This window comes from Aliiroseovarius conchicola (genome assembly GCF_041403445.1).
Classification (GTDB): Bacteria; Pseudomonadota; Alphaproteobacteria; order Rhodobacterales; family Rhodobacteraceae; genus Aliiroseovarius; species Aliiroseovarius conchicola.
The window spans coordinates 260,918-284,331 of the sequence record NZ_JBGEHL010000005.1 but is presented as its reverse complement, the minus strand read 5'-3'; the positions used below and the strand labels follow the sequence as shown (position 1 = coordinate 284,331).

At 56.2% G+C, this 23,414-nt stretch carries 25 protein-coding genes; 7 read left to right on the top strand and 18 right to left on the bottom strand.

Translation table 11 applies throughout. The annotated features are described in order from the left end of the window. Positions 1-66: 66 nt before the first annotated feature. Together V6N04_RS11320 and V6N04_RS11315 are read right to left on the bottom strand one after the other, a co-directional pair. Complete coding sequence (locus V6N04_RS11320) at positions 67-969, bottom strand: DUF5666 domain-containing protein (RefSeq protein WP_371170276.1); 903 nt, start codon at positions 967-969, stop codon at positions 67-69. Further along, a complete protein-coding gene (locus tag V6N04_RS11315; RefSeq protein ID WP_371170275.1) occupies positions 966-1,784 on the bottom strand; it encodes a DUF6502 family protein in 819 nt (272 codons plus the stop codon). Before V6N04_RS11315 ends, V6N04_RS11320 begins: the two co-directional genes overlap by 4 nt. Positions 1,785-1,942: 158 nt before the next feature. Here V6N04_RS11315 and V6N04_RS11310 point away from each other — a divergent pair, with 158 nt between their 5' ends. Both V6N04_RS11310 and V6N04_RS11305 read left to right on the top strand, forming a co-directional pair. Continuing rightward, positions 1,943-3,580 carry an AMP-binding protein gene (locus tag V6N04_RS11310; RefSeq protein WP_371170274.1) on the top strand — a complete coding sequence of 546 codons (1,638 nt, stop codon included), beginning with the start codon at positions 1,943-1,945 and terminating at the stop codon, positions 3,578-3,580. Then, positions 3,580-4,893 carry a hypothetical protein gene (locus V6N04_RS11305; RefSeq protein WP_371170273.1) on the top strand — a complete coding sequence of 438 codons (1,314 nt, stop codon included), beginning with the start codon at positions 3,580-3,582 and terminating at the stop codon, positions 4,891-4,893. Before V6N04_RS11310 ends, V6N04_RS11305 begins: the two co-directional genes overlap by 1 nt. Positions 4,894-5,029: 136 nt before the next feature. Here V6N04_RS11305 and V6N04_RS11300 read toward each other — a convergent pair whose 3' ends face one another. The 6 genes from V6N04_RS11300 to ade all read right to left on the bottom strand — a co-directional run bounded on the left by V6N04_RS11300 (position 5,030) and on the right by ade (position 10,901). Then, entirely contained in the window at positions 5,030-5,437 is a 408-nt protein-coding gene (locus V6N04_RS11300; protein WP_371170272.1) for a thioredoxin family protein, read from the bottom strand. Positions 5,438-5,451: 14 nt separating this feature from the next. Further along, a complete protein-coding gene (locus tag V6N04_RS11295; protein ID WP_371170271.1) occupies positions 5,452-6,165 on the bottom strand; it encodes a cytochrome c biogenesis CcdA family protein in 714 nt (237 codons plus the stop codon). A gap of 62 nt (positions 6,166-6,227) precedes the next feature. Further along, positions 6,228-7,097, bottom strand: a complete 870-nt coding sequence (locus V6N04_RS11290; protein WP_371170269.1) for a DMT family transporter — start codon at positions 7,095-7,097, stop codon at positions 6,228-6,230. Between the two features lie 87 nt (positions 7,098-7,184). Then, a complete protein-coding gene (locus V6N04_RS11285) occupies positions 7,185-7,472 on the bottom strand; it encodes an HU family DNA-binding protein (protein WP_371170268.1) in 288 nt (95 codons plus the stop codon). Positions 7,473-7,611: 139 nt separating this feature from the next. Further along, the gene (locus V6N04_RS11280; RefSeq protein ID WP_371170267.1) at positions 7,612-9,096 is read right to left on the bottom strand and encodes an AMP nucleosidase; all 1,485 of its coding nucleotides are present in this window, start codon (positions 9,094-9,096) and stop codon (positions 7,612-7,614) included. After that, positions 9,096-10,901 carry an adenine deaminase gene (gene ade / locus V6N04_RS11275; protein WP_371170266.1) on the bottom strand — a complete coding sequence of 602 codons (1,806 nt, stop codon included), beginning with the start codon at positions 10,899-10,901 and terminating at the stop codon, positions 9,096-9,098. Before ade ends, V6N04_RS11280 begins: the two co-directional genes overlap by 1 nt. A gap of 95 nt (positions 10,902-10,996) precedes the next feature. Between ade and V6N04_RS11270 the strand changes: the two genes are divergently transcribed. Next, the gene (locus V6N04_RS11270; RefSeq protein WP_371170265.1) at positions 10,997-11,830 is read left to right on the top strand and encodes an SDR family oxidoreductase; all 834 of its coding nucleotides are present in this window, start codon (positions 10,997-10,999) and stop codon (positions 11,828-11,830) included. Here V6N04_RS11270 and dxs read toward each other — a convergent pair. The 5 genes from dxs to V6N04_RS11245 form a co-directional block, all read right to left on the bottom strand. After that, complete coding sequence (gene dxs / locus V6N04_RS11265; RefSeq protein ID WP_371170264.1) at positions 11,827-13,755, bottom strand: 1-deoxy-D-xylulose-5-phosphate synthase; 1,929 nt, start codon at positions 13,753-13,755, stop codon at positions 11,827-11,829. The genes V6N04_RS11270 and dxs overlap by 4 nt on opposite strands. Before the next feature lie 13 nt (positions 13,756-13,768). Beyond that, entirely contained in the window at positions 13,769-14,623 is an 855-nt protein-coding gene (locus tag V6N04_RS11260) for a polyprenyl synthetase family protein (protein WP_371170263.1), read from the bottom strand. Then, entirely contained in the window at positions 14,624-14,866 is a 243-nt protein-coding gene (locus tag V6N04_RS11255) for an exodeoxyribonuclease VII small subunit (protein WP_371170262.1), read from the bottom strand. Further along, a complete protein-coding gene (locus V6N04_RS11250) occupies positions 14,863-15,798 on the bottom strand; it encodes a histone deacetylase family protein (RefSeq protein WP_371170261.1) in 936 nt (311 codons plus the stop codon). The genes V6N04_RS11255 and V6N04_RS11250 overlap by 4 nt, the downstream gene beginning before the upstream one ends. A gap of 78 nt (positions 15,799-15,876) precedes the next feature. Then, positions 15,877-16,314, bottom strand: coding sequence for a pseudoazurin (locus V6N04_RS11245; RefSeq protein ID WP_371170260.1), 438 nt, complete (start codon positions 16,312-16,314; stop codon positions 15,877-15,879). A gap of 275 nt (positions 16,315-16,589) precedes the next feature. On the opposite strand from V6N04_RS11245, the gene V6N04_RS11240 reads away from it, so the two are divergent. After that, positions 16,590-17,048, top strand: coding sequence for a helix-turn-helix transcriptional regulator (locus tag V6N04_RS11240; RefSeq protein WP_371170259.1), 459 nt, complete (start codon positions 16,590-16,592; stop codon positions 17,046-17,048). A gap of 18 nt (positions 17,049-17,066) precedes the next feature. On the opposite strand, the gene V6N04_RS11235 is transcribed toward V6N04_RS11240, so the two are convergent. Continuing rightward, positions 17,067-17,768: a response regulator gene (locus V6N04_RS11235; protein ID WP_371170258.1), complete on the bottom strand. Its 702-nt coding sequence runs from the start codon at positions 17,766-17,768 to the stop codon at positions 17,067-17,069. Next, positions 17,761-18,267 (bottom strand): MarR family winged helix-turn-helix transcriptional regulator, encoded by a 507-nt coding sequence (locus V6N04_RS11230; protein WP_371170257.1) that lies wholly within the window; start codon positions 18,265-18,267, stop codon positions 17,761-17,763. Before V6N04_RS11230 ends, V6N04_RS11235 begins: the two co-directional genes overlap by 8 nt. A gap of 176 nt (positions 18,268-18,443) precedes the next feature. Between V6N04_RS11230 and V6N04_RS11225 the strand changes: the two genes are divergently transcribed. Both V6N04_RS11225 and V6N04_RS11220 read left to right on the top strand, forming a co-directional pair. Next, positions 18,444-19,310, top strand: a complete 867-nt coding sequence (locus tag V6N04_RS11225; protein ID WP_371170256.1) for a branched-chain amino acid aminotransferase — start codon at positions 18,444-18,446, stop codon at positions 19,308-19,310. Between the two features lie 63 nt (positions 19,311-19,373). Then, complete coding sequence (locus V6N04_RS11220) at positions 19,374-19,811, top strand: hypothetical protein (RefSeq protein WP_371170255.1); 438 nt, start codon at positions 19,374-19,376, stop codon at positions 19,809-19,811. A 7-nt stretch (positions 19,812-19,818) separates the two neighbouring features. On the opposite strand, the gene queG is transcribed toward V6N04_RS11220, so the two are convergent. From queG to mtgA, 3 genes are read right to left on the bottom strand one after another with little or no spacing between them, the layout of a single operon-like run. Then, the gene (gene queG / locus V6N04_RS11215) at positions 19,819-20,871 is read right to left on the bottom strand and encodes a tRNA epoxyqueuosine(34) reductase QueG (RefSeq protein WP_371170254.1); all 1,053 of its coding nucleotides are present in this window, start codon (positions 20,869-20,871) and stop codon (positions 19,819-19,821) included. Beyond that, on the bottom strand, positions 20,868-21,533 hold the full coding sequence (fzlA, locus tag V6N04_RS11210; RefSeq protein WP_371170253.1) for an FtsZ-binding protein FzlA: 666 nt from the start codon (positions 21,531-21,533) through the stop codon (positions 20,868-20,870). The genes queG and fzlA overlap by 4 nt, the downstream gene beginning before the upstream one ends. Positions 21,534-21,587: 54 nt before the next feature. Then, the gene (gene mtgA, locus V6N04_RS11205) at positions 21,588-22,331 is read right to left on the bottom strand and encodes a monofunctional biosynthetic peptidoglycan transglycosylase (protein ID WP_371170252.1); all 744 of its coding nucleotides are present in this window, start codon (positions 22,329-22,331) and stop codon (positions 21,588-21,590) included. A 105-nt stretch (positions 22,332-22,436) separates the two neighbouring features. Between mtgA and V6N04_RS11200 the strand changes: the two genes are divergently transcribed. Continuing rightward, positions 22,437-23,363, top strand: a complete 927-nt coding sequence (locus V6N04_RS11200; protein ID WP_371170251.1) for an ADP-ribosylglycohydrolase family protein — start codon at positions 22,437-22,439, stop codon at positions 23,361-23,363. The last annotated feature ends 51 nt before the right edge of the window (positions 23,364-23,414 follow it).

Sequence of the window (23,414 nt, the reverse complement as noted above, 5' to 3'; positions counted from 1 at the left end):
ATCTTTGGCCTGCCGCCGGTCAAGTCAACCCAGCCGAACGCCCAAACCGTCAATCCGCGCAGCACCCTAGTTCTCAGAAACCGCACCAAGCTGACCGGGACACTCAGTTAGGTCTACCAGGCCCTCAGTGACCTCGATCATCGACGCCAACTCCCCGTTTTCGCCACAGGCAATGTAGCGGATCGTCGGGTCGATCATGTCTGGATTATCGGTATACGATACGATGCTGGATCCTAGGACAGTATAAAGTCCAGACGGCTCAGGCGGCGACAAATACCCCTCAGCGAAGATCAATCCGGGCGAGGTATCAAAGACCCCCACTTCCAGCTCGCTGACGTCCAGTGAAGCGTCATTTGCAGCGCCCACAGCACGCACCACGTCGCCTTCACTAAGGTGTTGAGGTAAAAAACCCGCGATCAGAGTCTGGCCAATCCGTAGCGGTTCACCCTCAACAATAGACAGAACACTCCCTTCGATCCGAGCGGGGCCCATAGAGTCGACTGGATCAACTCGCGTTGCAAGAACCCGGTCACCTTGCCACAGGCCGCTGACTGCCACCCAATCACCGTCCGAAAATGCCAAGCCTGAGGCGTCAGAATAGACAACATCTGTTCCCAAAACGCTGAAACCACCTTCGGAAGAAATTTGAACCGGCCCCGTCAAAGGGGTGATCTGCCGAATATGCGAGGCTTTCCAATGGCTGTCCTCGGGACGCGCAATCACTGCAACTGTATGCCCGGGAAGAAGATCAGCTGCCTGTTCCAGCGATACCCCACCGGCAACCTGCATATCCTTGTCGAACAAAATATGCTGACCGTTAACATATATGCTGCCCAGCTCGGTGATGGTCCCGACGATACCTGTGCCCAGAATGCCACCCTCCCGCTCGCCGTCGTCTCCATCCGCAACTGTGACCGTTGGAAAAAACGCGCATAAAAGAAGTGTGCAAAGAAGACGGCGCCAGCTCATTCAGATCCCTTATCTTCATTATTTGGAACGGGAAGCACGAACGCGCCGGCCGTAAACTTACCGCTGGCGTGCTGTGACTGGTCTCGCTCCTGAAGCTCTAGCGCACGCGCGTTTAGCTTCTCCAGCATCGCCTGCGCCTCGGAACGCGCCATTTTCTCCAACTCACTTACTGACGCATCTGAAAGGTGCGAGTATCGAACCACGCGATCAAAAAACCGAGCGTCACCTTGATCCGCCAAAAGGTTATGAGTTGCCGCTGTCATATGAGCTGTGAGTGTGGCCCGGTAAGCAGCCACAAGCTCTTCTGACCCAGTCCCGGGAACAAGCGCCTGAGCAACCAACCTAAAGCGACCGCCTTCCAGCTCCTCAACAGCGCCTTGATCCATAAGAGCCAAAAGCATGGTACCCGGTGCCACGTCCAACCGAACGCGCCGCACCAATTCGTTGAAGCCCGGTCCCTCGGCATCGCTATCGCGGCCAAGCAACCGGGGGGCACCGTCCGGCGCCTGAAAGTCCGGCGCGGTTGCCCAGTATCCGATCAGCAGCGCCATTCGGTTGGCTGTCTTGCGTCCGGACATCTGCGGAGGCTCCGACCGCAAACGACGAACATCCTTTCGATGCAACCCAGTCATCACACTGATCCGGCTATCCGACACACCCGGACCTTCGGCTTCAATTGCTGCATCTAACAGGGCCTGTTTCATTGATTCTGTCGCTGATCCAAGGGTCAATCCACGGGCAACCATGGCGCGCGAAAGCGGGCCAAGCAATTCTGCCAGTGCTTTTGAAAACGGATCGGGCGAATTCTCGCTCAAGTGAAAAACCTCATAATTTAAAACGCATTATGCAACATATTGGCCGGTTTGTATCAAGTTTACACAGCGTCGTGAGGGTGCGTCAGACATTGTGAAGTGTCAATGGGAATATTTCCCATTAGACCTGAATACATGTTCCACCACGAGGAGACACGACAATGAACCACTCACCTCAACGCACACTCTATCACCCGACACATCAAGCCTTTCACACACCAGTAACGGTGAATCGCAACCCGCTTGATCAGGCTCTAAGCGGCCTGTCCCAACGTGATCGCGAGCTGTTCGTCACCTATGGCTTTGGCCCCGCTGAACGTCCGCGGTTCGACACGATCTTGAAAGGGTTCGAGCATTTTGCATACCGTCAGCCCGCCACGATCGCCGGCGAACACGGCACGCGTTCTATTTCATACGGCGACCTCAATATTGCCGCCAACCGGCTGGCAAATATCCTCGCAGACAAAGGGGTTATGCGCGGCGATGTCGTTTGCTTGTATTTGCACCGCTCGATCGAAATGCTTGTGGGGCTGCTCGCGGCCATGAAAGTAGGCGCGGCCTACGCCCCGCAGCATGTAGGGGTCGCCCCAACCGACGGGCTTCGCCATGTCGCCAAGGCCACCGGAGCGAAAGTCATCCTGACCCTGTCAGAACTGACTGACCAGATACCGGTTGAGGACGGGCAGGTTCTAGTTCGCATTGATAATGTCATCTCCAATGACACGCTCAGCGCCGTGGCCCCTAACGGCCCCGAACATCGTCTCCACCCGAATGATCGTGCCATGGTGCTGTTCACCTCTGGCACGACCGGCGTTCCCAACGGTGTGCAGGTCACCCATTCCAACCTCTGCAACATCCTGCAGACTGCCCCAGGCGATCTTGGAATGCGTCCGGGCTTGCGCGTCGGGCAAATCCTGTCCATCGCATTTGATATGTGTGCCTGGGAAACTCTGGGCGCGCTGTCAAACGGGGCCACTCTGGTGATCCGTGGCAAATCAATACAAGAGACCGCCGAGAAGGTTGATGTCCTAATCGCAACTCCGTCCATCCTAAACTCGTTGGACACCGACCGTTGCCGACAAGTTCAGACCGCGGCTGTCGCAGGCGAGCCCTGCCCGCGCCCGCTAGCTGATGCATGGTCATCGTTCTGCACGTTCTATAACTCCTGCGGGCCAACCGAAACCACGATCATCAATACGGCCGAACCACATCACCCAACCAAACCCGTACTGTCCATTGGCCGCCCAACACCCAACAACACCGTCTATGTTCTAGACGATGACCTTCGCCCGCTGCCAATCGGCGAGAAAGGCGAAATGTGGGCTGGCGGAGACTGCGTCACAATGGGTTACTTGGCCAACCCGGCCCTGACCGAAGATCGATACCGTGATGATCCATTCCTCCCGGGTCAAAAGATGTTCCGCACGCGTGATCTGGGTGCTTGGACAGAAACCGGCGAACTGGAGCATTTCGGCCGCGTTGACGATCTGGTCAAGATTTGTGGCTTCCGAGTCGAGCTCGACGGGGTATCAGCCGCACTTGAAGCTGCAGAAGGCTGCGAACAAGCCGTCACGCTGAAATATGACAATCGCAATTTGGTCAGCTTCATCTCACCAAGCACCGCCGATCCCGAGGTCGCAAAACAAGCCGTCGCCGATCGCCTGCCTTATTACCACAAACCGGTGTTGGTGATGGCGATGGACGCCCTGCCACGGACGCCTCGCGGCAAGCTGGACAAACGGCTGTTGTTGCAGATGGCCGACGAAAAGATCGCCAGCCAACAGTTGGAGTTGAACTGATGAGCACTGAGACAACAGAATTCGAAGCTACCCCGGGTCGGTGGCGTCGCATCACGCGCCACCCGTCCTTGATGGAGTACCGTCGCCTCGCATTCCTGGTGGCCATGGTAAACCTGACTGTTTTCTCCCTGGGATTAAGGGACGGGCGCTGGATTGCGGATGGCACGTTCGCCCTCGGCCCCATTGCCGACATGGCCCTGATTAACCTGTCGCTTGGCATTCTGATCAGGCAACAACGGGTGGTGAATGCCCTCTTCTGGCTGGCCACTCGAATTCCGACAAGCTGGCCACTTTGGATGCGCTGGGGTGCGGGCAAGGTCTTCCACTTCGGTGGATTGCACTCGGGCGGCACCGTTGTCGGCACCATCTGGTTCGGCTTTCTACTGGTCGCTATGATCTCCAACCGACTGTCGGGTGCGGCAATCCCGTCCGACACAACCATTGGGCTTAGCGCCATAATGGTCGGCCTAATGACACTCATGGTTATCAGCGCCATCGGTCCGATCCGGGCGCGGTTTCATGACACGTTCGAGAAAATTCATCGCTTTGTCGGTTGGACAGTGTTGGGTCTGTTCTGGGCCCAAACCACCTCGATCACGCGCGACATGGGTGGCGAGCTGACCCAAACCCCGGCCTTCTGGATGTTATGTTTGATCACGCTCTCGATTGTCTCGCCATGGCTCACACTGAAACGGGTGAAAGTCACGATCGACAAGCCCTCAAATCACGTCGTTGTCGCGGGTTTCGACTACGGAGATACACCATTTGCGGGCAGTTCAAATGCATTGTCGCACACCCCATTCGGTCAGTACCATTCCTTTGCAAACATCCCTTCCCCGGGGCAACCTGGATACAGATTGGCAATTAGCCGCGCTGGCGACTGGACCGGAGACTTTATCGACAACCCGCCAAGCCACGTTTGGGTCAAAGGTATCACCACATCCGGCGTCGCGCGCATTGAAGAGCTGTTCACCAAGGTCGTTTATGTCGGAACAGGCTCGGGCATTGGACCGATCCTCCCACATCTTCTGAAAGGCGAGGTGCCAAATCGCTTGATCTGGTCTACTCGGTCACCGCGATCCACATATGGCGACGCTCTGGTCGACGAAATCGAAGCGAACACCGACCACCCCGTCATCTGGGACACGGATAGCGACGGAAAACCGAACCTAACCGCCCTTGCGTTGCAAGCTGTGCGGGAAAGTGGTGCTGAAGCGGTGATCGTGATCTCAAACCAGAAACTCACGCGCCGTGTCGTACATGACATGGAGAGCCTCGGCATTCCGGCCTATGGCGCGATCTGGGATAGCTAGGACGTCGCGCCCAACAAAGAACGGACAGGTCAAAAGACCTGTCCGATGAGCTGTGCCAAGTGTTCGGTGCCACCTTAGTCTGATCTTCCGCAGTGACAGGCTGAACCTCTTGCAAGAATAATTTGGGCTGAAAAACCTAGCTTGTTGCAGCGTTCAGAGCGGTATCCATAAGCGTTTTGATAGCGTCCTTTGAAGTGCCTGCAACGATGCGGCCAAGCTCCTGATCTCCTTTTAGAACTACAAGGGTCGAGCGTCGCGGAATTCGCAGGGATTTTGCCAGCTTCGAGTTTCCGTGCTGATCCCAGTCGACATCGATGAATGTAATCGCATCGTCGTAGGCCGGATTTTCTGCGCGCAGGGCATTTATCACGCGTTCCTGACGGGCGCATGTCGAACACCAGCTGGCCTTGAAATCAAGGAAGACGGTTTTGCCTTCGCCAAGCGCCTTGGTGACAAGGCCGGGTGTGTATTCGGCCGCCGCTGTGACCGCAAAGGGGGCCAATGTTGCGACGGCAGTCAGGGTCAAGAACTCACGACGTTTCATGTGTGATACTCCTTTCAAAGAGAGACTGAGAGGTCCGTAAGCCAGGTGGGCAGGGTCTGGACCGCCCAGGCCTCAAGGACATGATGGAAGCGGAACAGAATAGCTGCGCCGACGGCCACAAAGATCGCACCCATGATCGGGCGCGATTTCTGTGCGATGCGGCGCATAAGCGCTTGTCTGCGCATGATCGCCGCGCGTGCGCCGTAGCCAAGTGCAATGATGATGGTCGAAACGCCCAGCGCAAAGGCGATCATGATCGCTGCGGCCCAAGGAAGGCTCTTACCTTGTGAGGCAAGCGAGATCGCGCCGCCAAGGGTTGGCCCGATACAGGGGCTCCAAACCGCGCCTAACAGCATGCCGCCAAGAAATTGGCCGGACAGGCCATCGCGATTCACATCGTCCAGCGTGGTGTCAGCAGATGCGGACATTCCAGCGGTGGCCGTCGCAAAGCGCTCGGACAGCACCGGTGTCATAAGGATCAGGCCAAAGCCAATCATCAAGACCGCACCGGCACGTGCGACCATGTCTTCGGTCAGCCCGACCGTATAGCCCAACACCGTGACCAGAAGACCAAGGGTTACAAACGACACGCTCATCCCAGCTGCGACGGCCAATGGGCCATATCGGCTGGCTTGAAGCGCGGTTGCCAAAACGATTGGCAACACCGGCAAGACACAGGGGTTAATAAGGGTCAGAAGCCCAGCAAGGTATCCGAAGACAAGTTCCATGACCTCAAACTACGGATTACGGCGCGAATGTCATCTCACGATGCCCGCGCGCGGCTTCACGTCTATGTGGGTTTTTGTTTCGACAATTGAACGGCAAGAATACCGACCGTGATGATGGCGACGCCGATAAAGTCAGTGGCAGTCAAGGCTTCGCCCAGTAACAGCCATGCAGTGGTTACCCCGAAAAACGGGTTCAGAAAGTGGAACGTGGCGGCTTTGACTGCACCGATCCGACCCACCAGCGAGAACCAGATCCATGTGGCCAAAAGACCCGGAACCAGAACCGTATAGGTGAACGCGATGCCGAGCCTCAGACTCGGTGTTACAGTCGGGGTTTCAAAGATCAGTGCCGCAAGGAACAGTGCCGCAGACCCAATAAACATCTGTAGTCCAACAATCATCATCAGATTGCCACCGGATGACGCCGTGCGCACCGACAACGTGGCCGCAGTAAGGGCGGCGGCACCGATGAAACACATAACGACGCCTGTAAGGTCAACGCCACCAGACAGCCGCGACCCCATAATCAGGCTGACACCCATGACACCTGCAACAAGACCAGCCACCGCCAAAGGCCGCAAGCGATCCCCCATCAGGGTCCAGCCCGCAAAGGCCACCATCAATGGCATAGTAGACGCGATGATCGAGGCCAACCCGGCTTCAATCCACTGCATGGCCACAAAATTGAGACCCAGATACAGCGCATTCTGACACACGCCAAAGACAATAACAGCGCGCCACTGGTTGCGCGTAAGGCGCCAGCTTTGACCAAGAGCCCGCGCAATGATGACGCCAATCAGGCCCGATATCAGAAACCGCAACGCAAGCGAGTAAAGCGGAGAGGCATCGGCCACAATGATCCGTGCAGAGGTGAAGGCAGAGCTCCAGATAAAGGCAAAGGACAGCCCCATCAGAATTGCGCGAAAATCCATAATACCTCTGTCGAAAAAGAAAAGGGCCACCACTAGGGCGACCCTTTCCGAATTCGTGTTCGGGAACAAGCCCCGATGACATAAAGATCAGCCGTTGACGCTGTCTTTCAGTGCCTTTGCGATGGTCATTTTAACAACCTTGTCCGCGTCTTTGTGGATCTGCTCGCCAGTGGCTGGGTTGCGAACCATGCGTGCTGGACGTTCGCGGCAATAGATTTTGCCAACGCCGGGCAGGGTCACTGCGCCACCGCCGGAAACTTCACGGCTGATGATGTTGATGATACCGTCCAGCGCGCTCGACGCCGATTTCTTGTCCGAGCCCATTTCCTCGGCCAGAGCCGCTACAAGTTGGGTCTTCGTCATAGGTTTCGACATGTAATAAACTCCTCACATTTACCCATTTATTGGGCTTCATTGGGCGCATTTAACTGTATGTAGCGGGGGGACACAACGATTTGTTGTGCCGTTTTCCACAGTAAATAGCGTTTTTTTGATGGTTTTCGCCCTTGTTTCCCTAAAGGAAAGCCGTCTCTTCGAAACTTCTGAGCTTCCGACTGTGGATTCGTTCGATTGGCATATCGCGCAAAGTCTCCATCGCTTGGATGCCAATCAGAAGGTGTCGCGCCACCTGTGACTTGTAGAAATCCGAGGCCATTCCGGGCAATTTCAACTCTCCGTGCAGCGGTTTGTCAGACACGCAAAGCAGGGTGCCATAGGGAACACGGAAGCGAAAACCATTGGCGGCGATCGTGGCACTTTCCATATCCAACGCAATCGCGCGGGACTGGCTAAGGCGTTGCACCGGGCCGGACTGGTCGCGCAGTTCCCAGTTTCGGTTGTCCAAAGAAGCTACAGTACCCGTCCGCATGATGCGCTTCAGTTCGAACCCTTCAAGTTCGGTGACCTTCGCCACAGCACCTTCCAAAGCGATCTGAATCTCGGCCAAAGGCGGGATGGGTATCCAGATGGGCAAATCGTCATCCAGCACCTTATCTTCGCGTAGATAAGCATGCGCCAACACGAAATCACCTAGCCGTTGGCTGTTGCGAAGGCCAGCACAGTGACCAACCATAAGCCAAGCATGGGGGCGCAGAACCGCAATGTGGTCTGTTGCGGTTTTGGCGTTCGACGGCCCCACCCCGATATTCACCAGCGTAATCCCGGATCCATCGGCCCGCTTTAGGTGGTAAGTCGGCATTTGAGGCAGCTTGGCAGGCACTGGCAACTCTTGATCCGCGGCCGTAATCTGGTGATAGCCCGGACCAACAAAGGCTGTGTAACCGCTGTTTGAATCAGCCAGCATTTGGCGGGCATAGGCCTCGAACTCCTCAACATAGAACTGATAGTTCGTGAACAGAACGTGGTTTTGGAAGTCCTCTGGCTTTGTCGCCGTGTAATGCGACAAACGTGCCAAGGAATAATCCACACGCTGGGCTGTAAAGGGGGCCAGAGGCGACGCGCCATCTTCGTCCTTCTCGGCCACACCATTTACGATGTCATCGTTGGTTGTCGACAGATCGGGCACGTCAAAGATGTCGCGCAACGGGAAGCTCATCGCACCTTCTTGCGGCACAGTGATATTCGGGTTGTTCGCCACGGCGAAATGCACCGGAATGGGGGTGTCGGAATAGCCGATCTGAATGGGCACGCCGTGGTGCTCTAGAAGCAGGCCGATTTGCTGTTCCAGATAGTGAGCAAACAAGTCCGGGCGGGTGATGGTCGCCTCGTATGTACCAGGGGCCGAGACGTGCCCAAAGCTAAGACGTGTATCGATCTGGGCGTGGCTGGTCGTGGTCAGGCAAATCTCGGGATAGAAGGCACGGAACCGTGCATCCGGTTTCTCGCCAGAGACCGACGCCTCAAACTTTTCACACAGAAAAGCGCAGGCTTGATCATACAATTCCCTCAACCGCTCAACGGCGGCTTTGGCATCGGTGAAGGTTTCGTACTCGCCACCGGTGGGCGAGACCACGGGGATAGAGTGTCCGTTAGAAGGCATTAAAAATCCTCAATCAAGTTGGTCAGTTCGAACCGGGTCACATCAACAAGACCCAGATCAGAAATTCGTAATTCGGGGATGACAACAAGCGCCAAAAGCGAATGCTGCATATAAGCGTTGTTCAGAGTGCAGCCACAGGCGGCCATGGCTTCGACTATCGCGTCGGCCTTGGCGGCAACCTCTTTCGCCGGTGCATCTGACATAAGCCCTGCAACAGGAAGTTCAACTGACGCCAGTTCCTTGCCGTCTTTGAACACCGTGATGCCGCCGCCAATTTTACCCAGATGGTTGGCCGCCAGTGCCATGTCTTCGCGGCTTGTACCGACGACAATCATATGGTGGCTGTCATGCGCCACGGTCGAGGCGATGGCCATGCGGCCTTTGTATTCAAAGCCCGACACCAGCCCGTTCACAACATCGCCGGTGGCCCGGTGACGTTCCACAAGGGCGATCTGGCAGACGTCCTGCGTTTCGTCGGTTTGCACCAATCCGTCCAATACACTCAGGTCACGGGTCAGCGCTTTGGTTGGGGCTTGGTTTTCCACCACGCCGATGACCTTTGCACGGACCGAATTGGCACCTTCCGGCGCTGCAATCTCGAAATCCTCACCCGTAAGCGTTTTCCCAAGGTGAACCGTGTCACGCGCATGTGCGGGCCAGTCCAGATGGGGGCAATCCACAGTGATCTGCCCTGCTTCAGCGACGGTCTGGCCGCGAGCAATCACGCGATTGACCGACAACCTAGTCAGATCATCTGTCAAGATCACGTCAGCACGCCGGCCCGGCGCAATGGACCCCAACTCCCGTTCCAACCCGAAATGGGTGGCGGTGTTGATCGTCGCCATTTGCAGCGCAACAAGCGGGTCGCACCCGCAATCAATCGCGTGCCGCAATACGCGGTTCATGTGCCCGTCATTCACCAACGTGCCAGAGTGGCAATCGTCCGTGCACAGGATGAAATTACGCGGGTCCAGACCCTTTTCGGTGACGGCAGTGATCTGCGTCTCGATGTCGTACCAAGCAGAGCCAAGCCTCATCATTGACCGCATGCCTTGGCGTACACGGGCAATGGCATCGCTCTCACAGGTGCCCTCGTGATCATCCGCAGGGCCACCCGCCGCATAGGCATGAAAGGCGGGGCCAAGATCGGGGCTGGCATAGTGCCCACCAACGGTTTTGCCTGCGTTCTGGGTTGCGGCAATCTCGGCCAGCATTTTGGGATCTGCGTTGACTACACCGGGGAAATTCATCATTTCGCCCAACCCAATGATGCCGGGCCAGTTCATCGCCTCGGCGACATCCTCGGGCGTAATTTCATATCCCGTGATTTCCAATCCCGGTGCGGATGGCGCACAGGACGGCATTTGTGTGAAGATGTTGACGGGCTGCATCATCGACTCGTCATGCATCAACTTCACACCCTCAAGCCCCAACACATTTGCGATTTCGTGCGGGTCGGTGAACATCGAGGTTGTGCCGTGCGGGATCACGGCGCGCGCGAACTCAGCAGGGGTCAGCATACCGCTTTCGATGTGCATATGCGCATCGCATAGTCCGGGGATCAGGTATTGCCCGCCCGCATCAATAACCTCGGTCTGATCGCCGATACAGTGGTTGGCATCCGGCCCGACATAGGCAAACCGACCATCCGCGATGGCGACCTGCCATCCGTCCAAAATTTCACGCGTATGTACGTTAACGACTTTGCCACCTTGGATCACCAGATCCGCAGCAGCGCGACCAGCGGCAACCGCGACAAGGCGGGCTGCACTTTCAGGCCATGATTTGAAAGAAGGTTGTTCCATGGACCAATTGTTCAAATTTCCGATGTTAGCGCAACCCCGAAAACGCATGTCTATTTTGCGCTTCCAAATCCCGCCGACACGGGGATACTGCGCGCATGAAAAAGACGCTTTTTATCTTTGGTTTCGGATACTCCGCCCGCGCCTTGGCGCGTCAGTTGGGTGATGAATTCAAAATTATCGGCACCTCGCGAGAGGCCGGAGAAGACACGATTCAATGGCCGGGGTCGGACATATCCGAGCCTTTGTCCCGCGCCACGCATCTGTTGATCTCCGCTGGTCCGAACGATGCGGGTGACCCTGTTTTGAATAGCGCAAGTGCTGACATTGCTCATATTGCGCCTCGGCTTGAATGGGCGGGATATCTATCGACAACGGGTGTCTATGGAGATCATCAAGGCGGCTGGGTGGACGAAGAGACTCCCCTTTCGCCATCGACCAAGCGCGGTCAGCAAAGGGTTAAGGCTGAAGCTAATTGGCAGGTCTTGGCCGCTGAAACCGGGATGCCCCTGCACATCTTCCGTCTCGCCGGAATTTACGGACCTGGCCGGGGGCCTTTCGCGAAGGTCCGAAAAGGAACTGCACGGCGGATCATCAAACCAAACCAAGTGTTCTCGCGCATCCATGTGGATGACATCGCGCAGGTGTTGATGGCCTCCATCGCGGCACCAAATCCGGGGCGCGTTTACAACGTCTGCGATGATCTTGCCGCCCCACCCGAGGATGTTCTGGCCCACGCTTCCGAACTCTTGAACCTGCCTGCTCCACCCAGTGAAGATTTCGAAACCGCCAACATGACACCGATGGCGCGTAGTTTCTATGCTGAAAGCAAACGGGTTCGAAATGACCGGATCAGGAACGAGTTGGGCGTGGACCTGCTTTACCCGACTTATCACGAAGGGTTAGCGGCTTTGCTGAAAGAGGAAAGCTAGGCTCGTTTCTCACCGATTTGCGCGATGCCAAGCACTTCCAGCACTTTGGCTTCGATGTCCTTGGCCGACAGCTTCGCGTCTTCGTACATCCGCGCCGGACTGGCGTGATCGATAAACGTGTCAGGCAACACCATCGAGCGGTACTTGAGCCCCGTATCAAACGCACCCTCTTCCGCCAAAAGCTGCGCGACATGGCTGCCGAAGCCACCGATTGCACCCTCTTCAATGGTGATCAGTGCCTCATGATCAGCCGCCAACTGCAAGATCAACTCGCAATCCAGCGGCTTGGCGAAACGTGCATCGGCGATGGTGGGCGTGATGCCACGTGCTGAAAGCGCTTCCGACGCTTTCTCAACTTCTGACAACCGCGTGCCAAAGGACAGAATGGCCACCCGCGAGCCTTCTTGGATCATGCGACCCTTGCCAATTTCAAGCACTTCACCACGTTCGGGCAATTCAACGCCAACGCCCTCACCGCGCGGATAACGGAAGGCTGATGGGCGGTCGCTGATCGAATGTGCGGTTGCCACCATGTGCATCAACTCGGCCTCGTCCGCAGCAGCCATTACCACGAAATCCGGCAGATTGGCCAAATACGCAATGTCAAACGACCCCGCATGGGTCGCCCCGTCGGCACCGACCAGACCCGCCCGGTCGATGGCAAAACGAACGGGCAGGCGTTGCACTGCCACGTCATGCACTACTTGGTCATAGCCACGCTGCAAGAAGGTCGAATACATCGTGCAGAACGGTTTCATACCCCCGGCAGCCAACGCCGCCGAGAAGGTCACGCCGTGCTGCTCGGCAATCCCAACATCGAAGCAACGCGACGGGTAGCGTTCAGCCATCAAGTTCAGCCCGGTGCCATCAGGCATCGCCGCCGTCACCGCGCAAACCTTGTCGTCTTGTGCCGCCAGTTCGACCAAGGCTTTTCCAAAGACCGAGGTGTAGCTGGGCGCATTTGACGGCGCTTTGTGCTGCTTGCCACTGGCCACATCGAACTTCGCGGTCGCATGCCCACGATCCCGCGCAGCTTCTGCCGGGGCGTAGCCTTTGCCTTTTTTGGTGATCACATGGATCAACATCGGCCCAGTGGCACGGTCATGCACCGTGCGGAGGATCGACAACAGGCTGTCCATATCGTGGCCATCAATTGGTCCGACATAGGAAAACCCAAGTTCTTCAAACAGGGTCCCGCCGACGGTCATCGACTTAACCATCTCTTTCGCGCGCCGCGCGCCTTCTTGGAACGGTTCGGGCAACAAGCTGACCGCGCCTTTGGCGGCGGCCTTTAATTCTTGAAACGGTTCACCTGCATAAAGGCGGCTCAGATAGCTCGACATCGCACCCACAGGCGGCGCAATCGACATCTCGTTGTCATTCAGGATCACAAACAAACGGCGGCCCAGATGGCCTGCGTTGTTCATCGCCTCGAACGCCATGCCAGCAGACATCGACCCGTCACCGATTACAGCAACAGCATCACCGATCCCATGCTCGGGCGCGCCGCCCAAATCGCGTGCAACCGCAAAACCGAGGGCCGCCGAAATAGAAGTCGAGCTATGCCCAGCGCCAAAGGGATCAAACGGGCTTTCTGAACGCTTGGTGAAGCCAGACAGACCCGTCTCCATCCGCAAGGTGCGAATGCGGTCCCGGCGCCCGGTCAGAATTTTGTGGGGGTAACACTGGTGACCTACGTCCCAGACGATCCGGTCGCGGGGCGTATCGAACACTGCATGAAGTGCCACCGTCAGTTCAACAACTCCAAGCCCGGCACCCAAATGGCCGCCCGTTTCAGACACAGCCGAGATCGTCTCGGCCCGAACCTCATTCGCCAACACATGAAGCTCGCGATCAGAAAGCGCCTTCATGTCGGCGGGAACCGTCACGCGGTCTAGGATGGGTGTCTCGGGTCTATCGGACATTGGCGTTCCCTGGCTACCTGTCGCGCTGGATAACGAAGCGAGCGGCTTCCCGCAAGGTATCAGCATCCCCACCATAGGGCGCCAAGGCATCGCAGGCTTGGTCTGACAGCTCTTGTGCGCGGGATTTTGCCGCGGAAAGACCCAGCAAAGATACAAAAGTTGCTTTGCCTGCGTCTGCGTCTTTTCCAACGGCTTTTCCCACGGCGGATGCATCACCTTCCACATCCAAAACATCATCTGCGATCTGAAAAGCCAGACCCAACGCGCTTGCATAGTCGCGCATCGGTTTGGGATCTGCACCAGCAAGGATCGCTCCAGCCTCGGCCGACCATCGGATCAAGGCACCCGTTTTTCCGGCTTGAAGTACAATGATTTCATCCAACGTCAAAGGCGTCGACGCGGTTTCAGCCGCAATATCGAGAGCTTGACCATGCACCATTCCCATCTGACCCGCAGCCTGCGCCAGTGACGAAACCAGCGGTACGCGCGCATCACCAACGGCTTCATGGGTGATCAGCTCGAATGCGAGCGTTTGGAGCGCATCACCCACCAAAACAGCTGTCGCCTCGTCCCATTTCTTATGAACCGTTGGCAGACCACGACGCAAATCATCATCATCCATGCAAGGCAGATCATCGTGAACAAGCGAATAGGTGTGAAGCGCTTCAATTGCGGCCGCAGGCCAAACAGAACATGCATCATCAACGCCGTGCAGCCGAGCACTTTCCATCACTAGAAATCCGCGCAAACCTTTGCCGCCATCTGACGCATAGTGCATCGCCGCACCCAGTGCGCCATCTTCACGCACCGCGCCATGCAGACAAGCCCGCGCTAGCGTGCTTGTTTCCGTCAAACGTTCTTGAAACATCTACTGGCCTTCGACTGGTGTCGTTCCAGTTGGGGTCCCGTTCGGGTCAAGCGTGATCGCCGCGACCTTCTCCTCGGCTTCTTTCAGCTTCGTTTCGCAGCGGGCCTTAAGCTCGGCCCCACGTTCATAAAGCTCAATCGAATCCTCAAGCGCGACATCCCCGCGTTCAAGTTTGCCCACAACGGTCTCAAGCTCGCGCATGGCCTCCTCAAAAGACATCTCGCCCACTGGTTTGTCGCTCATGCGCCCCGCTCCATCATCACATTGACATAGGCCCCGACACTGTCGCCCAAGGCCTCAAGATCATAACCGCCCTCAAGCGACGATACCACCCGGCCATCACAGCATTTATCCGCCAAATCGCAGATGCGATGGGCGAGCCATGCGAAGTCTTCAGTTTCCCACTGAAGCCCAGCCAACGGATCGCGACGATGAGCATCAAAACCAGCGGAAACCAGCACGAGCTGAGGCTCATACGGCTCAAGAACATCTACAATGACGTTCTCCCAAGCCTCTTTCATGACATCACCCCCGGTCGCCTCTTCAAGCGGGATGTTGATGATTTGCTCAAACGTTCCCTTTTGGTGGGCGCCACCCGATCCCGGATAAAGCGGCATCTGGTGTGACGATACGAACCGCACTCGGGATTCGTGCCACAGCACATCCTGAGTCCCGTTTCCGTGGTGCACATCGAAATCCAGCACAGCAACTCGATCCAGACCATGTGTATTCGCCGCGTGAATCGCTGCAATTGCCACTGTCGAGAACAGGCAAAACCCCATGGGGGTGCCCTTCTCTGCATGGTGTCCAGGTGGGCGACACGCCACAAAGACATTCTGCGCATCGCCAGTCATAACAGCGTCAACTGCCGCAACATTTCCACCAACTGCTCGAAAAGCCGCCTCAAGCGAGCCGGGCGCCATGAACGTATCGCCATCTAACTGCGCCCAGCCTTCGCTCGGTGAGGCGTTCTCTATCTTCTCAAAGTACTGCTGCGAGTGCCCAAGTAGCACATGGTCGATTGTACCCATAGGTGCTTCACGACGACCCAGCGCCCCGAATTCTGATCGCGCCAACACGCGTTCAATCGCGTCAAGCCGCGCGACCTGCTCAGGATGACCCGGAGGCGTTACGTGTTCATGGCAAGCGGGATGAGAATAAAGCAATGTTGTCATGGCGCGACGCTAGGACAAACGGCGCACCACAACAAGATAGGATACAGTAGTTCAATCAGGTTTAGTGGTTCACCCAACTTAGCCGATCTGCGCAAAGAGCCGTTCAAAAACCGCCTGAGATCTAGGTGGATTCTTAACGGATCTTGCTGCGGCCAAATTGATAGCAGGATCTCCAGCCACGATCAGGCCGACCATACCCTTCGAGTAGTGAGGCGTACATTTATAGCCATATACCCCTTCCTTTTCGATTATCAGATCAAAAGTCTTACGCATCCGACTTTTCCAGGGCGCAACACCATCCGGGATCATACCGGGGATCGACTCTGTATTATGGCTGCCTGATACGTTTACAAATCTCACGGTGTCTCCAATCGACACGTAAAGCAGCGCCGGGGTGAAAATATCCCCCTTCTTCATCTCGACAACATGCGTTTGCGGCGCAGCAAAAGAGGGGTTCGCAACGGTCAGCACCAGAGCCGAGGTGGCCAATAATCCCAAAGCAGTTCTACGGTTCATTAATTAACTCCTGTTCGCTTGTCACACGATGCCGCAGATGGATCAGTTCCCTGTGCCACTCGGGCAGTGCTCCGGATGCACATGAGACGCAGGGCCTCGAAGAGGAAGTGGGCAAAAGACGCATTTGCATCTGATGGGGTATTTGCCCCATCGTCAGAAACAGAATGGATGGAATTGTATGCGCATGTCGGGTACGCAACTATTTTGGCCGATGGCGTGAAGCCGCCGGGTACTAATCGCGATCAACCTAATTTAAGGTAACAAAGGGAAACCGAGTGCAGAACATTACCACAATAGTTGTCCTGATCATCGCCGCGATCTTTTTTGCCTATGACATCATTGCCGACATCGGCTCGGATGGAGGTGTGGTGGCCGTTGGCATCGAGGCGCTGATCTTCGTGATGGTCTTGAGTGTTCTGGCGATGGAAATCCAGCGCGCGCACCTGTTACGTAAGAAGATCGTAGCTCAGGAAGTGGAGCTGAATACGCTAAAGGGGAATCTTGCCGATACTGTCAAAGCTCAGTTTGAACAATGGAACCTGAGCAAGTCGGAATGCGAGGTTGCCTGGTTGGTCATCAAAGGGTTTTCGTTTCGCGAGATATCAAATCTGCGTTCTGTGGCTGAAAAAACCGTCCGAAAGCAAGCTGGATCAATCTATACAAAATCCAATACATCCAACAGGTCTGAATTTACCGCGTCCTTTCTGGAGGACCTGCTAGATTCACAGCGCTAACCATATCATGAGATCGGTCTAATCCGGCGCGATCATATACCCAGCACCTCGGACTGTCTGAAGATAGCGCGGCTGCTTCGGGTCGACTTCCAGTTTCCGTCGCAGCCGCGTGATCTGCACATCCACCGCTCGCTCCTGCGCCTGCCCCTGATCACGGCCCAGTTGCTCTACCAACGATCCGCGACTGACCGCTTCGCCTGGCGACGCCGAGAAGATTTTCATCAACTGCGCCTCGGTTGCGGTCAGCCGTACCAGATCTTCACCCTGCCACAGCTCGCCGCGTTCGGTGTCATACTGCTTGTCACCCAAGTGAAGCACCTTCGGCGCAAGCTCTTCGCTAACGACCGGAACGCGCCGCAGGATCGCATTGATACGCAGCAACAGTTCCTTGGGTTCGAATGGTTTAGACAGGTAATCATCTGCACCAGCTTCCAAACCCTTGATCCGATCATCCGTATCGCCCTTAGCTGTCAACAACAGGATAGGTGTCGCGATCGACTCGCGCAAAGATCGGGTCAGGCTGATCCCGTCTTCACCGGGCATCATCACATCCATGACTATTAGATCGAAGTCTAGCCCCTCTAACAGTCGACGTGCATGGGCGGCATCACGTGCAGAGCTGACCCAAAAACCCTGACGGATCAGATATTTTTGCAGCAAACGGCGAATGCGTTCATCATCATCGACGATCAGCAGATGGGCTTCGGCCAGATCACTCATTTCGGTCATCCTTCACACGGTTGAAATGGCGCCGCAACTCTGGGTCCATCATAGCTTCCAATACAGCGCGAAATCCCTGAACGGCCTCGGGACCCGCCTCGCGATAGGCCTGCCGCATACGTTCACGTTGGGCCGTTGAGAGTTCTTGTTCAAGCGTTGTCCCGCTTTCGGTCAGAAACAGATGCCGCTCTCGTTTGTCGCGCGTTCCCACACGACTTTCAACAAGCCCGTCTTCAATCAGTGTTCGCAGAACGCGGTTAAGTGATTGTTTCGTGACGCCCAAAATTGACAGTAAGTTGTTCACCGTCGTGCCCGGTGCGCGGCTGATAAAATGAAGGGCGCGGTGATGCGCGCGCCCATAGCCATGGTGATCAAGAATACGATCAGGGTCTGCTGTGAAGCCACGATACGCAAAGAACATCGCTTCGATGCCCTTCCTAAGCTGCTCATCTGTCAAAAACAGCAGCGATTGCCCACCCGGTGCCTGTGTATCCGCCATAACCGGCCTCTTCACAATTCATGTTACAGGAACCAGTATTATGTCAGTGTTGTTGACTTTCCAAGAATCAATTGCTAGCGAAATGCAGTTTTGGCGTAATTTTATATCCGATACGGACCTATTTTGCGCAACTTTTGGAAATTCGCCCCGAGCGACAATATGGAAAGGACAAGGACATGAGCGGATATGATGACCGTGACGGAAAAATCTGGATGGACGGCCAGTTGGTCGACTGGCGTGACGCTAATGTCCACATCCTAAGCCATGCGCTGCATTATGCATCGTCTGTGTTCGAGGGTGAACGGCTCTACGACGGTAAAATCTTCTTGTCGCGCAAACACTCGGAACGCCTTCTGAAATCTGGCGAGATGATGGACATGCCCATTCCCTATTCGGTGGATGAAATCGAGGCAGCAAAGCGCGCCGTCGTCGACGCCAACGATCTGACCAACGCCTATGTCCGTGTTGTTGCATGGCGCGGAGCAGGTGAAGACATGGGTGTCTCATCCGCGCGCAATCCTGTTCGCATGGCCGTCGCGGCTTGGGCATGGGGCGACTATTACGGTGACGCGAAAATGAAAGGTGCGAAGCTTGATATCGCCAAGTGGAAACGCCCTTCGCCGGAGACCATCCCAACCGCGGCTAAGGCTGCCGGTCTTTACATGATTTGCACCATGTCAAAACACGCCGCCGAGGCGAAAGGCTGCTCGGATGCTTTGTTCATGGACTACCGTGGTTACGTGGCTGAAGCGACCGGTGCAAACGTCTTCTTCGTCAAAGACGGCGAGGTGCACACGCCCCTTCCTGACGCTATTCTGAACGGTCTAACGCGACAGACCGTCATCAGCATGTTGAAAGATAAAGGCGTCACAGTTCACGAGCGCCACATCATGCCCGAAGAATTGGAAGGGTTCGAGCAATGCTGGCTGACCGGATCAGCAGCCGAGGTCACCCCCGTTGGTCAGATCGGTGATTACACGTTTGAGGTTGGCGCGCTGACCCGCGACATCGCCGAAAGTTACGAAAAACTGGTTCGCGCTTAACTCACATTAACATTTCATGAACACATCCCTCCTATCCTTCCCAAAAAGGATAGGAGTTGGGGAATGCTCGCGCGCCGTGGGATTAGACTGCTTGCGTTGATCGTGATCGTGGTCACCTTGCCCAGCGCTGCGGCGCTTAGTTGGTACCACTATACGAAGGATCCAACGCTGCGGCCCTTGGGTATCAGCAAAAACGATCCTATTCGCGAGGCGAACGGCGAATTGGTCAATATCGTTGCGCATATTCGCTGGGATAATTTAAACGAAGCCCAGCCCCTTGACCGGTTCCGTTATGCACTGGTCGAAGCCTTCGACATCAAGAATATCGAAATCACAGTGGATGTGGTCGACGCACCGGGACAAGGTACAACTGTGGTCTACGATGTGGGTGCCTCCCATATCGGACCATTCCCGAAACAGCGGGCAGCTAAAGGAGTGAACGCCGCGATTGCGGCATACCGGATGAACCAACGCCCCAGCCCGAACCAAATCCACCAATGACTCAGAACTAAGCCTGCCCTGTGGTTGAGTTCTCCAGCCGATCAACTGCCCATCTCGCCGCATCTGAAACCACCGCATCTTCGCTGGTGACATGCGCCTGCGCATAAGGCGACAGTGACGCTTCGTCGGAATTGCCAATGGCGTAGAGCACGTTTCGCAGGAAACGGGCGATCCCAATGCGTTTTATCGGGCTACCAGAGAACATTTGGCGAAAGCTGGCATCGTCAAGCTGCGACAACTCGGCCAGCTTTGGAGCGACCAAGTCCTCGCGCGCAGCATAGCGGATATCGCGTGCCTCTGCTGCGAATTTGTTCCACGGGCAGGCCGCCAGACAATCGTCGCACCCATAAATGCGGTTGCCCAGCTTAGCGCGCAGCGCTTCGTCGACAGGCCCTTTATGTTCAATCGTCAGATAGGAAATACATTTGCGCGCATCCAACCGGAAAGGTGCGGGGAATGCATCTGTTGGGCACGCATCAAGGCATGCCCGGCAAGTTCCACAGTTCTCGCGTCCCGGCGGATCAACGGGAAGCTCTAGCGTCGTAAAGATCGCGCCCAGAAAAAACCAGTTCCCCAGCTCCCGCGATAGCAAATTGGTGTGTTTGCCTTGCCATCCCAACCCAGCCGCAGCCGCCAATGGCTTTTCCATAACCGGGGCTGTGTCGACAAAGACCTTTATCTCGCCGCCGTGCTTCTCAATTAGCCAACGGCCCACGCGCTTTAGTCGCTTTTTGACGATGTCGTGGTAGTCGCGATTTTGCGCATAAACGCTTATCGCCGCCCGGTCTGGATGGCCGATCACCTCCATCGGATCATGTTCAGGGGTGTAAGGCTCGGCCAACATGATGACGGATCGGGCTTCGGGCCAAAGGGCCCCGGCACTGCCGCGCCAATTCATCCGCTCAGCCATCCATGCCATGTCGCCATGCCACCCGTTGTCAACAAATGCAGCGAGCCGGTCGGCCGTATCCGGCGTGGCATCAGGCCTGCAAATCCCGACCTGTGCGAAGCCCTCGTTCAGAGCCTGTTCAATGATGGATTGCCGAATATCGGCGCTCAAAAATCGAGGTCCGAGTAATGCGACGGCTGCGGAAAGCCGGGAATCTGATCCGCTAGGATCGACCGGAAAGCCGGGCGCGACTTGATCTTAGCATACCATTCGCGCACGTTTTCATTCCGGTTCCAATCCACATCACTGATGTAATCAAGCGACGATAGATGCGCAGCGGCAGCAAAATCGGCCAGCGTCATTGTATTGCCAGCCAACCAGCGGCGCTGCTCTAACAACCAACCCAAATAATCGAGGTGATACTTAATCGCCTTTGCACCCGCTTTGATGTTCTTACTTTCAGGATAACCCGCACCCATGACCTTTTTGTTCACCCGTTCATACAGCAGGTTTGCGGTCACTTCGTGGTGAAACTTGTCATCGAACCAGCCCACCAATCGGCGCACTTCATAGCGGCCCTCGGCATCGTCCGGCAAAAGGGCCGGCGCCGGGTGGCGTTCCTCAATATATTCACAAATCGCGGCACTTTCAGTCAGAAGTTTGCCGTCCATCTTTAGGATCGGCACTTTCCCGGCTGGGTTGCGGAGCACAAAATCCGAGCTGCGCTCCCAATACTTTTCTTCGACCAGTTCAACCTCGATCTTTTTCTCGGCAAGCGACAGGCGTACCTTGCGGCAAAACGGGGAAAGTGGGACGTGGAAAAGTCGGTTCATGGTGTGTACCAGTAATCTCTCTTTGGGTTGTATTGCCGTTTTTAGCCGAAGGGATCAATCCTCGAAACAAGAAGCACGCCCATCCGCGCGGATCGTAGCCGCCCCATCAAGGATCGCGCGCGCCCGTTTTCGCACAAATGCCGATGGGCGCGAGGCGGAACGCTCCTTCGGATTTGGCAAAAGCGCCGCCAGCCTTGCCGCCTGTACAGCAGTCAACTTGTCGGGCGAAACACCGAAATAGTGCTGGGCGGCAGCGCCCACCCCGAATACCCCCTCGTCGAACTCGGCGACGTTCAGATAAACCTCGACGATCCGGCGCTTGGTCCAGACAAGTTCGACAAGCGGTGTAATCGTCGCCTCCAGCGCCTTGCGCAGCCAAGAGCGCCCCTGCCAAAGATAGACATTCTTGACCACCTGTTGGGTCAACGTCGACGCGCCCCTCGACCCGCCGTCATCGATTGCCTGCCGGATGGCCCGCATATCAAATCCCCAGTGCTGGCAAAAATTAGCATCCTCTGCCGCGACGACGGAACGCGCCATAACCGGAGCGATATCTTCAAGATCAACCCACTGGCGCTTGGTTTGCCCCAGCCGCATCTTTTCTGAGATTATGTAGGGCGTAGTGGGCGGGTTGATGAAGGCGTAGCCAACAACGCCAAGCATCAAGATAGCCAACATCGCCAACACTGCATACTTTACCCAGCGCCTGAGCCGCCCGAAAAGCCCAGGTTTCGTGCGCGTTGTCTTGCGCGATTTCTTTTTGCCGGTAGGCTTTTTTTTCGCTGCTCTTGCCACCATTTCTTGTCCCACAGGGACCCGTCGCGGTCAACTTGTTGTGAGGCTCTGGCCAAGCACGCCATTCAGGCCCACGATCAGGGTCCCGCATATAGAAGAGGAACCAACATGAGCTCAAATCAACGGATATCTGATGCAATTTTCGGCGCTTTGGTTGCAGATGCCGCCGCTTTGGGCCTGCACTGGATTTACGACGAAGGCCGCATCGCGAATATCGTCAAGAACCAGCACGGTTTTGCATTTCTGGAACCCGATCCGGCCAATTACGAAGGTGTGCCGGCCTATTTTGCTCATGTTACGCGGAAAGCTGGCCAGGGGTCGCAATACGGGGCAGCGCTTGTCGGGGCATTGGAATATTTGGCTCAGGACGGACGCTCGGCGGATGCCAAAGGTTATCAGACCAGCTTCATCAGCCGGTTCGGACCGGGCGGCAGCTTCAACGGATACATCGACCGTCCGACTCGCGATGCATTAACCAAAATCACCGCCGAGGACACCGCACCTTCAGGCGGCGAGGATAATCAACTGCCCGCGCTCAGCGCGGTTCTTGCCGCGCATCACCTTGGGGATGAGCTCTGGAAACCGCTTCAATCCGTGACGCACGCCAATCCTGTCGCCCTTGCCGCTGGCACCCTGCTTGTCAAGCTGTTGTCGGATTTGGATACCGGTGGAAATGTTCAAGACGCCTTGCGCAGATCCGCCGACCAAGCCCCTGAACCATTCAAGGGCGGATTGCGCGCCGCGTTGCAGGCAGACACATCCGATAGCGTTGTCTATGGAGGCACGACCGGCCGCGCATGTTACTTGACTGAAGGCTTGCCACTGGCATTCCACATCCTGCACAACGCATCTGATTATACCGACGCCGTGCGCCGCAACATTCTTGCGGGCGGTGATAGTTGCGGTCGTGCGTTGGTTATCGGCGCGGTAATGGGAGCCGCACACGGCGTATCCGACATTCCGCTGGATTGGGTTCTGCGATTGGAAGACGGGCGACGTCTATGGGCGCTTTGTCAGGAAGTATCGACACTTTAGAGCCGAGGAAGGCACACGCCCGCACAATTGACGGGCGTGTGCTCTCTTATC

Coding starts and splice junctions, on each gene's coding strand:
- V6N04_RS11295 (WP_371170271.1), bottom strand. CDS start 6,165: ATGGAACTTGTCTTCGGATACCTTGCTGGGCTTCTGACCCTTATTAAC.
- V6N04_RS11225 (WP_371170256.1), top strand. CDS start 18,444: ATGAGCGGATATGATGACCGTGACGGAAAAATCTGGATGGACGGCCAG.
- V6N04_RS11245 (WP_371170260.1), bottom strand. CDS start 16,314: ATGAACCGTAGAACTGCTTTGGGATTATTGGCCACCTCGGCTCTGGTG.
- V6N04_RS11200 (WP_371170251.1), top strand. CDS start 22,437: ATGAGCTCAAATCAACGGATATCTGATGCAATTTTCGGCGCTTTGGTT.
- V6N04_RS11260 (WP_371170263.1), bottom strand. CDS start 14,623: ATGTTTCAAGAACGTTTGACGGAAACAAGCACGCTAGCGCGGGCTTGT.
- V6N04_RS11235 (WP_371170258.1), bottom strand. CDS start 17,768: ATGAGTGATCTGGCCGAAGCCCATCTGCTGATCGTCGATGATGATGAA.
- fzlA (WP_371170253.1), bottom strand. CDS start 21,533: ATGAACCGACTTTTCCACGTCCCACTTTCCCCGTTTTGCCGCAAGGTA.
- V6N04_RS11290 (WP_371170269.1), bottom strand. CDS start 7,097: ATGGATTTTCGCGCAATTCTGATGGGGCTGTCCTTTGCCTTTATCTGG.
- V6N04_RS11255 (WP_371170262.1), bottom strand. CDS start 14,866: ATGAGCGACAAACCAGTGGGCGAGATGTCTTTTGAGGAGGCCATGCGC.
- V6N04_RS11310 (WP_371170274.1), top strand. CDS start 1,943: ATGAACCACTCACCTCAACGCACACTCTATCACCCGACACATCAAGCC.
- V6N04_RS11230 (WP_371170257.1), bottom strand. CDS start 18,267: ATGGCGGATACACAGGCACCGGGTGGGCAATCGCTGCTGTTTTTGACA.
- V6N04_RS11280 (WP_371170267.1), bottom strand. CDS start 9,096: ATGCCTTCTAACGGACACTCTATCCCCGTGGTCTCGCCCACCGGTGGC.
- V6N04_RS11285 (WP_371170268.1), bottom strand. CDS start 7,472: ATGTCGAAACCTATGACGAAGACCCAACTTGTAGCGGCTCTGGCCGAG.
- V6N04_RS11300 (WP_371170272.1), bottom strand. CDS start 5,437: ATGAAACGTCGTGAGTTCTTGACCCTGACTGCCGTCGCAACATTGGCC.
- V6N04_RS11220 (WP_371170255.1), top strand. CDS start 19,374: ATGCTCGCGCGCCGTGGGATTAGACTGCTTGCGTTGATCGTGATCGTG.
- mtgA (WP_371170252.1), bottom strand. CDS start 22,331: ATGGTGGCAAGAGCAGCGAAAAAAAAGCCTACCGGCAAAAAGAAATCG.
- V6N04_RS11270 (WP_371170265.1), top strand. CDS start 10,997: ATGAAAAAGACGCTTTTTATCTTTGGTTTCGGATACTCCGCCCGCGCC.
- V6N04_RS11250 (WP_371170261.1), bottom strand. CDS start 15,798: ATGACAACATTGCTTTATTCTCATCCCGCTTGCCATGAACACGTAACG.
- V6N04_RS11320 (WP_371170276.1), bottom strand. CDS start 969: ATGAGCTGGCGCCGTCTTCTTTGCACACTTCTTTTATGCGCGTTTTTT.
- V6N04_RS11305 (WP_371170273.1), top strand. CDS start 3,580: ATGAGCACTGAGACAACAGAATTCGAAGCTACCCCGGGTCGGTGGCGT.
- dxs (WP_371170264.1), bottom strand. CDS start 13,755: ATGTCCGATAGACCCGAGACACCCATCCTAGACCGCGTGACGGTTCCC.
- ade (WP_371170266.1), bottom strand. CDS start 10,901: ATGGAACAACCTTCTTTCAAATCATGGCCTGAAAGTGCAGCCCGCCTT.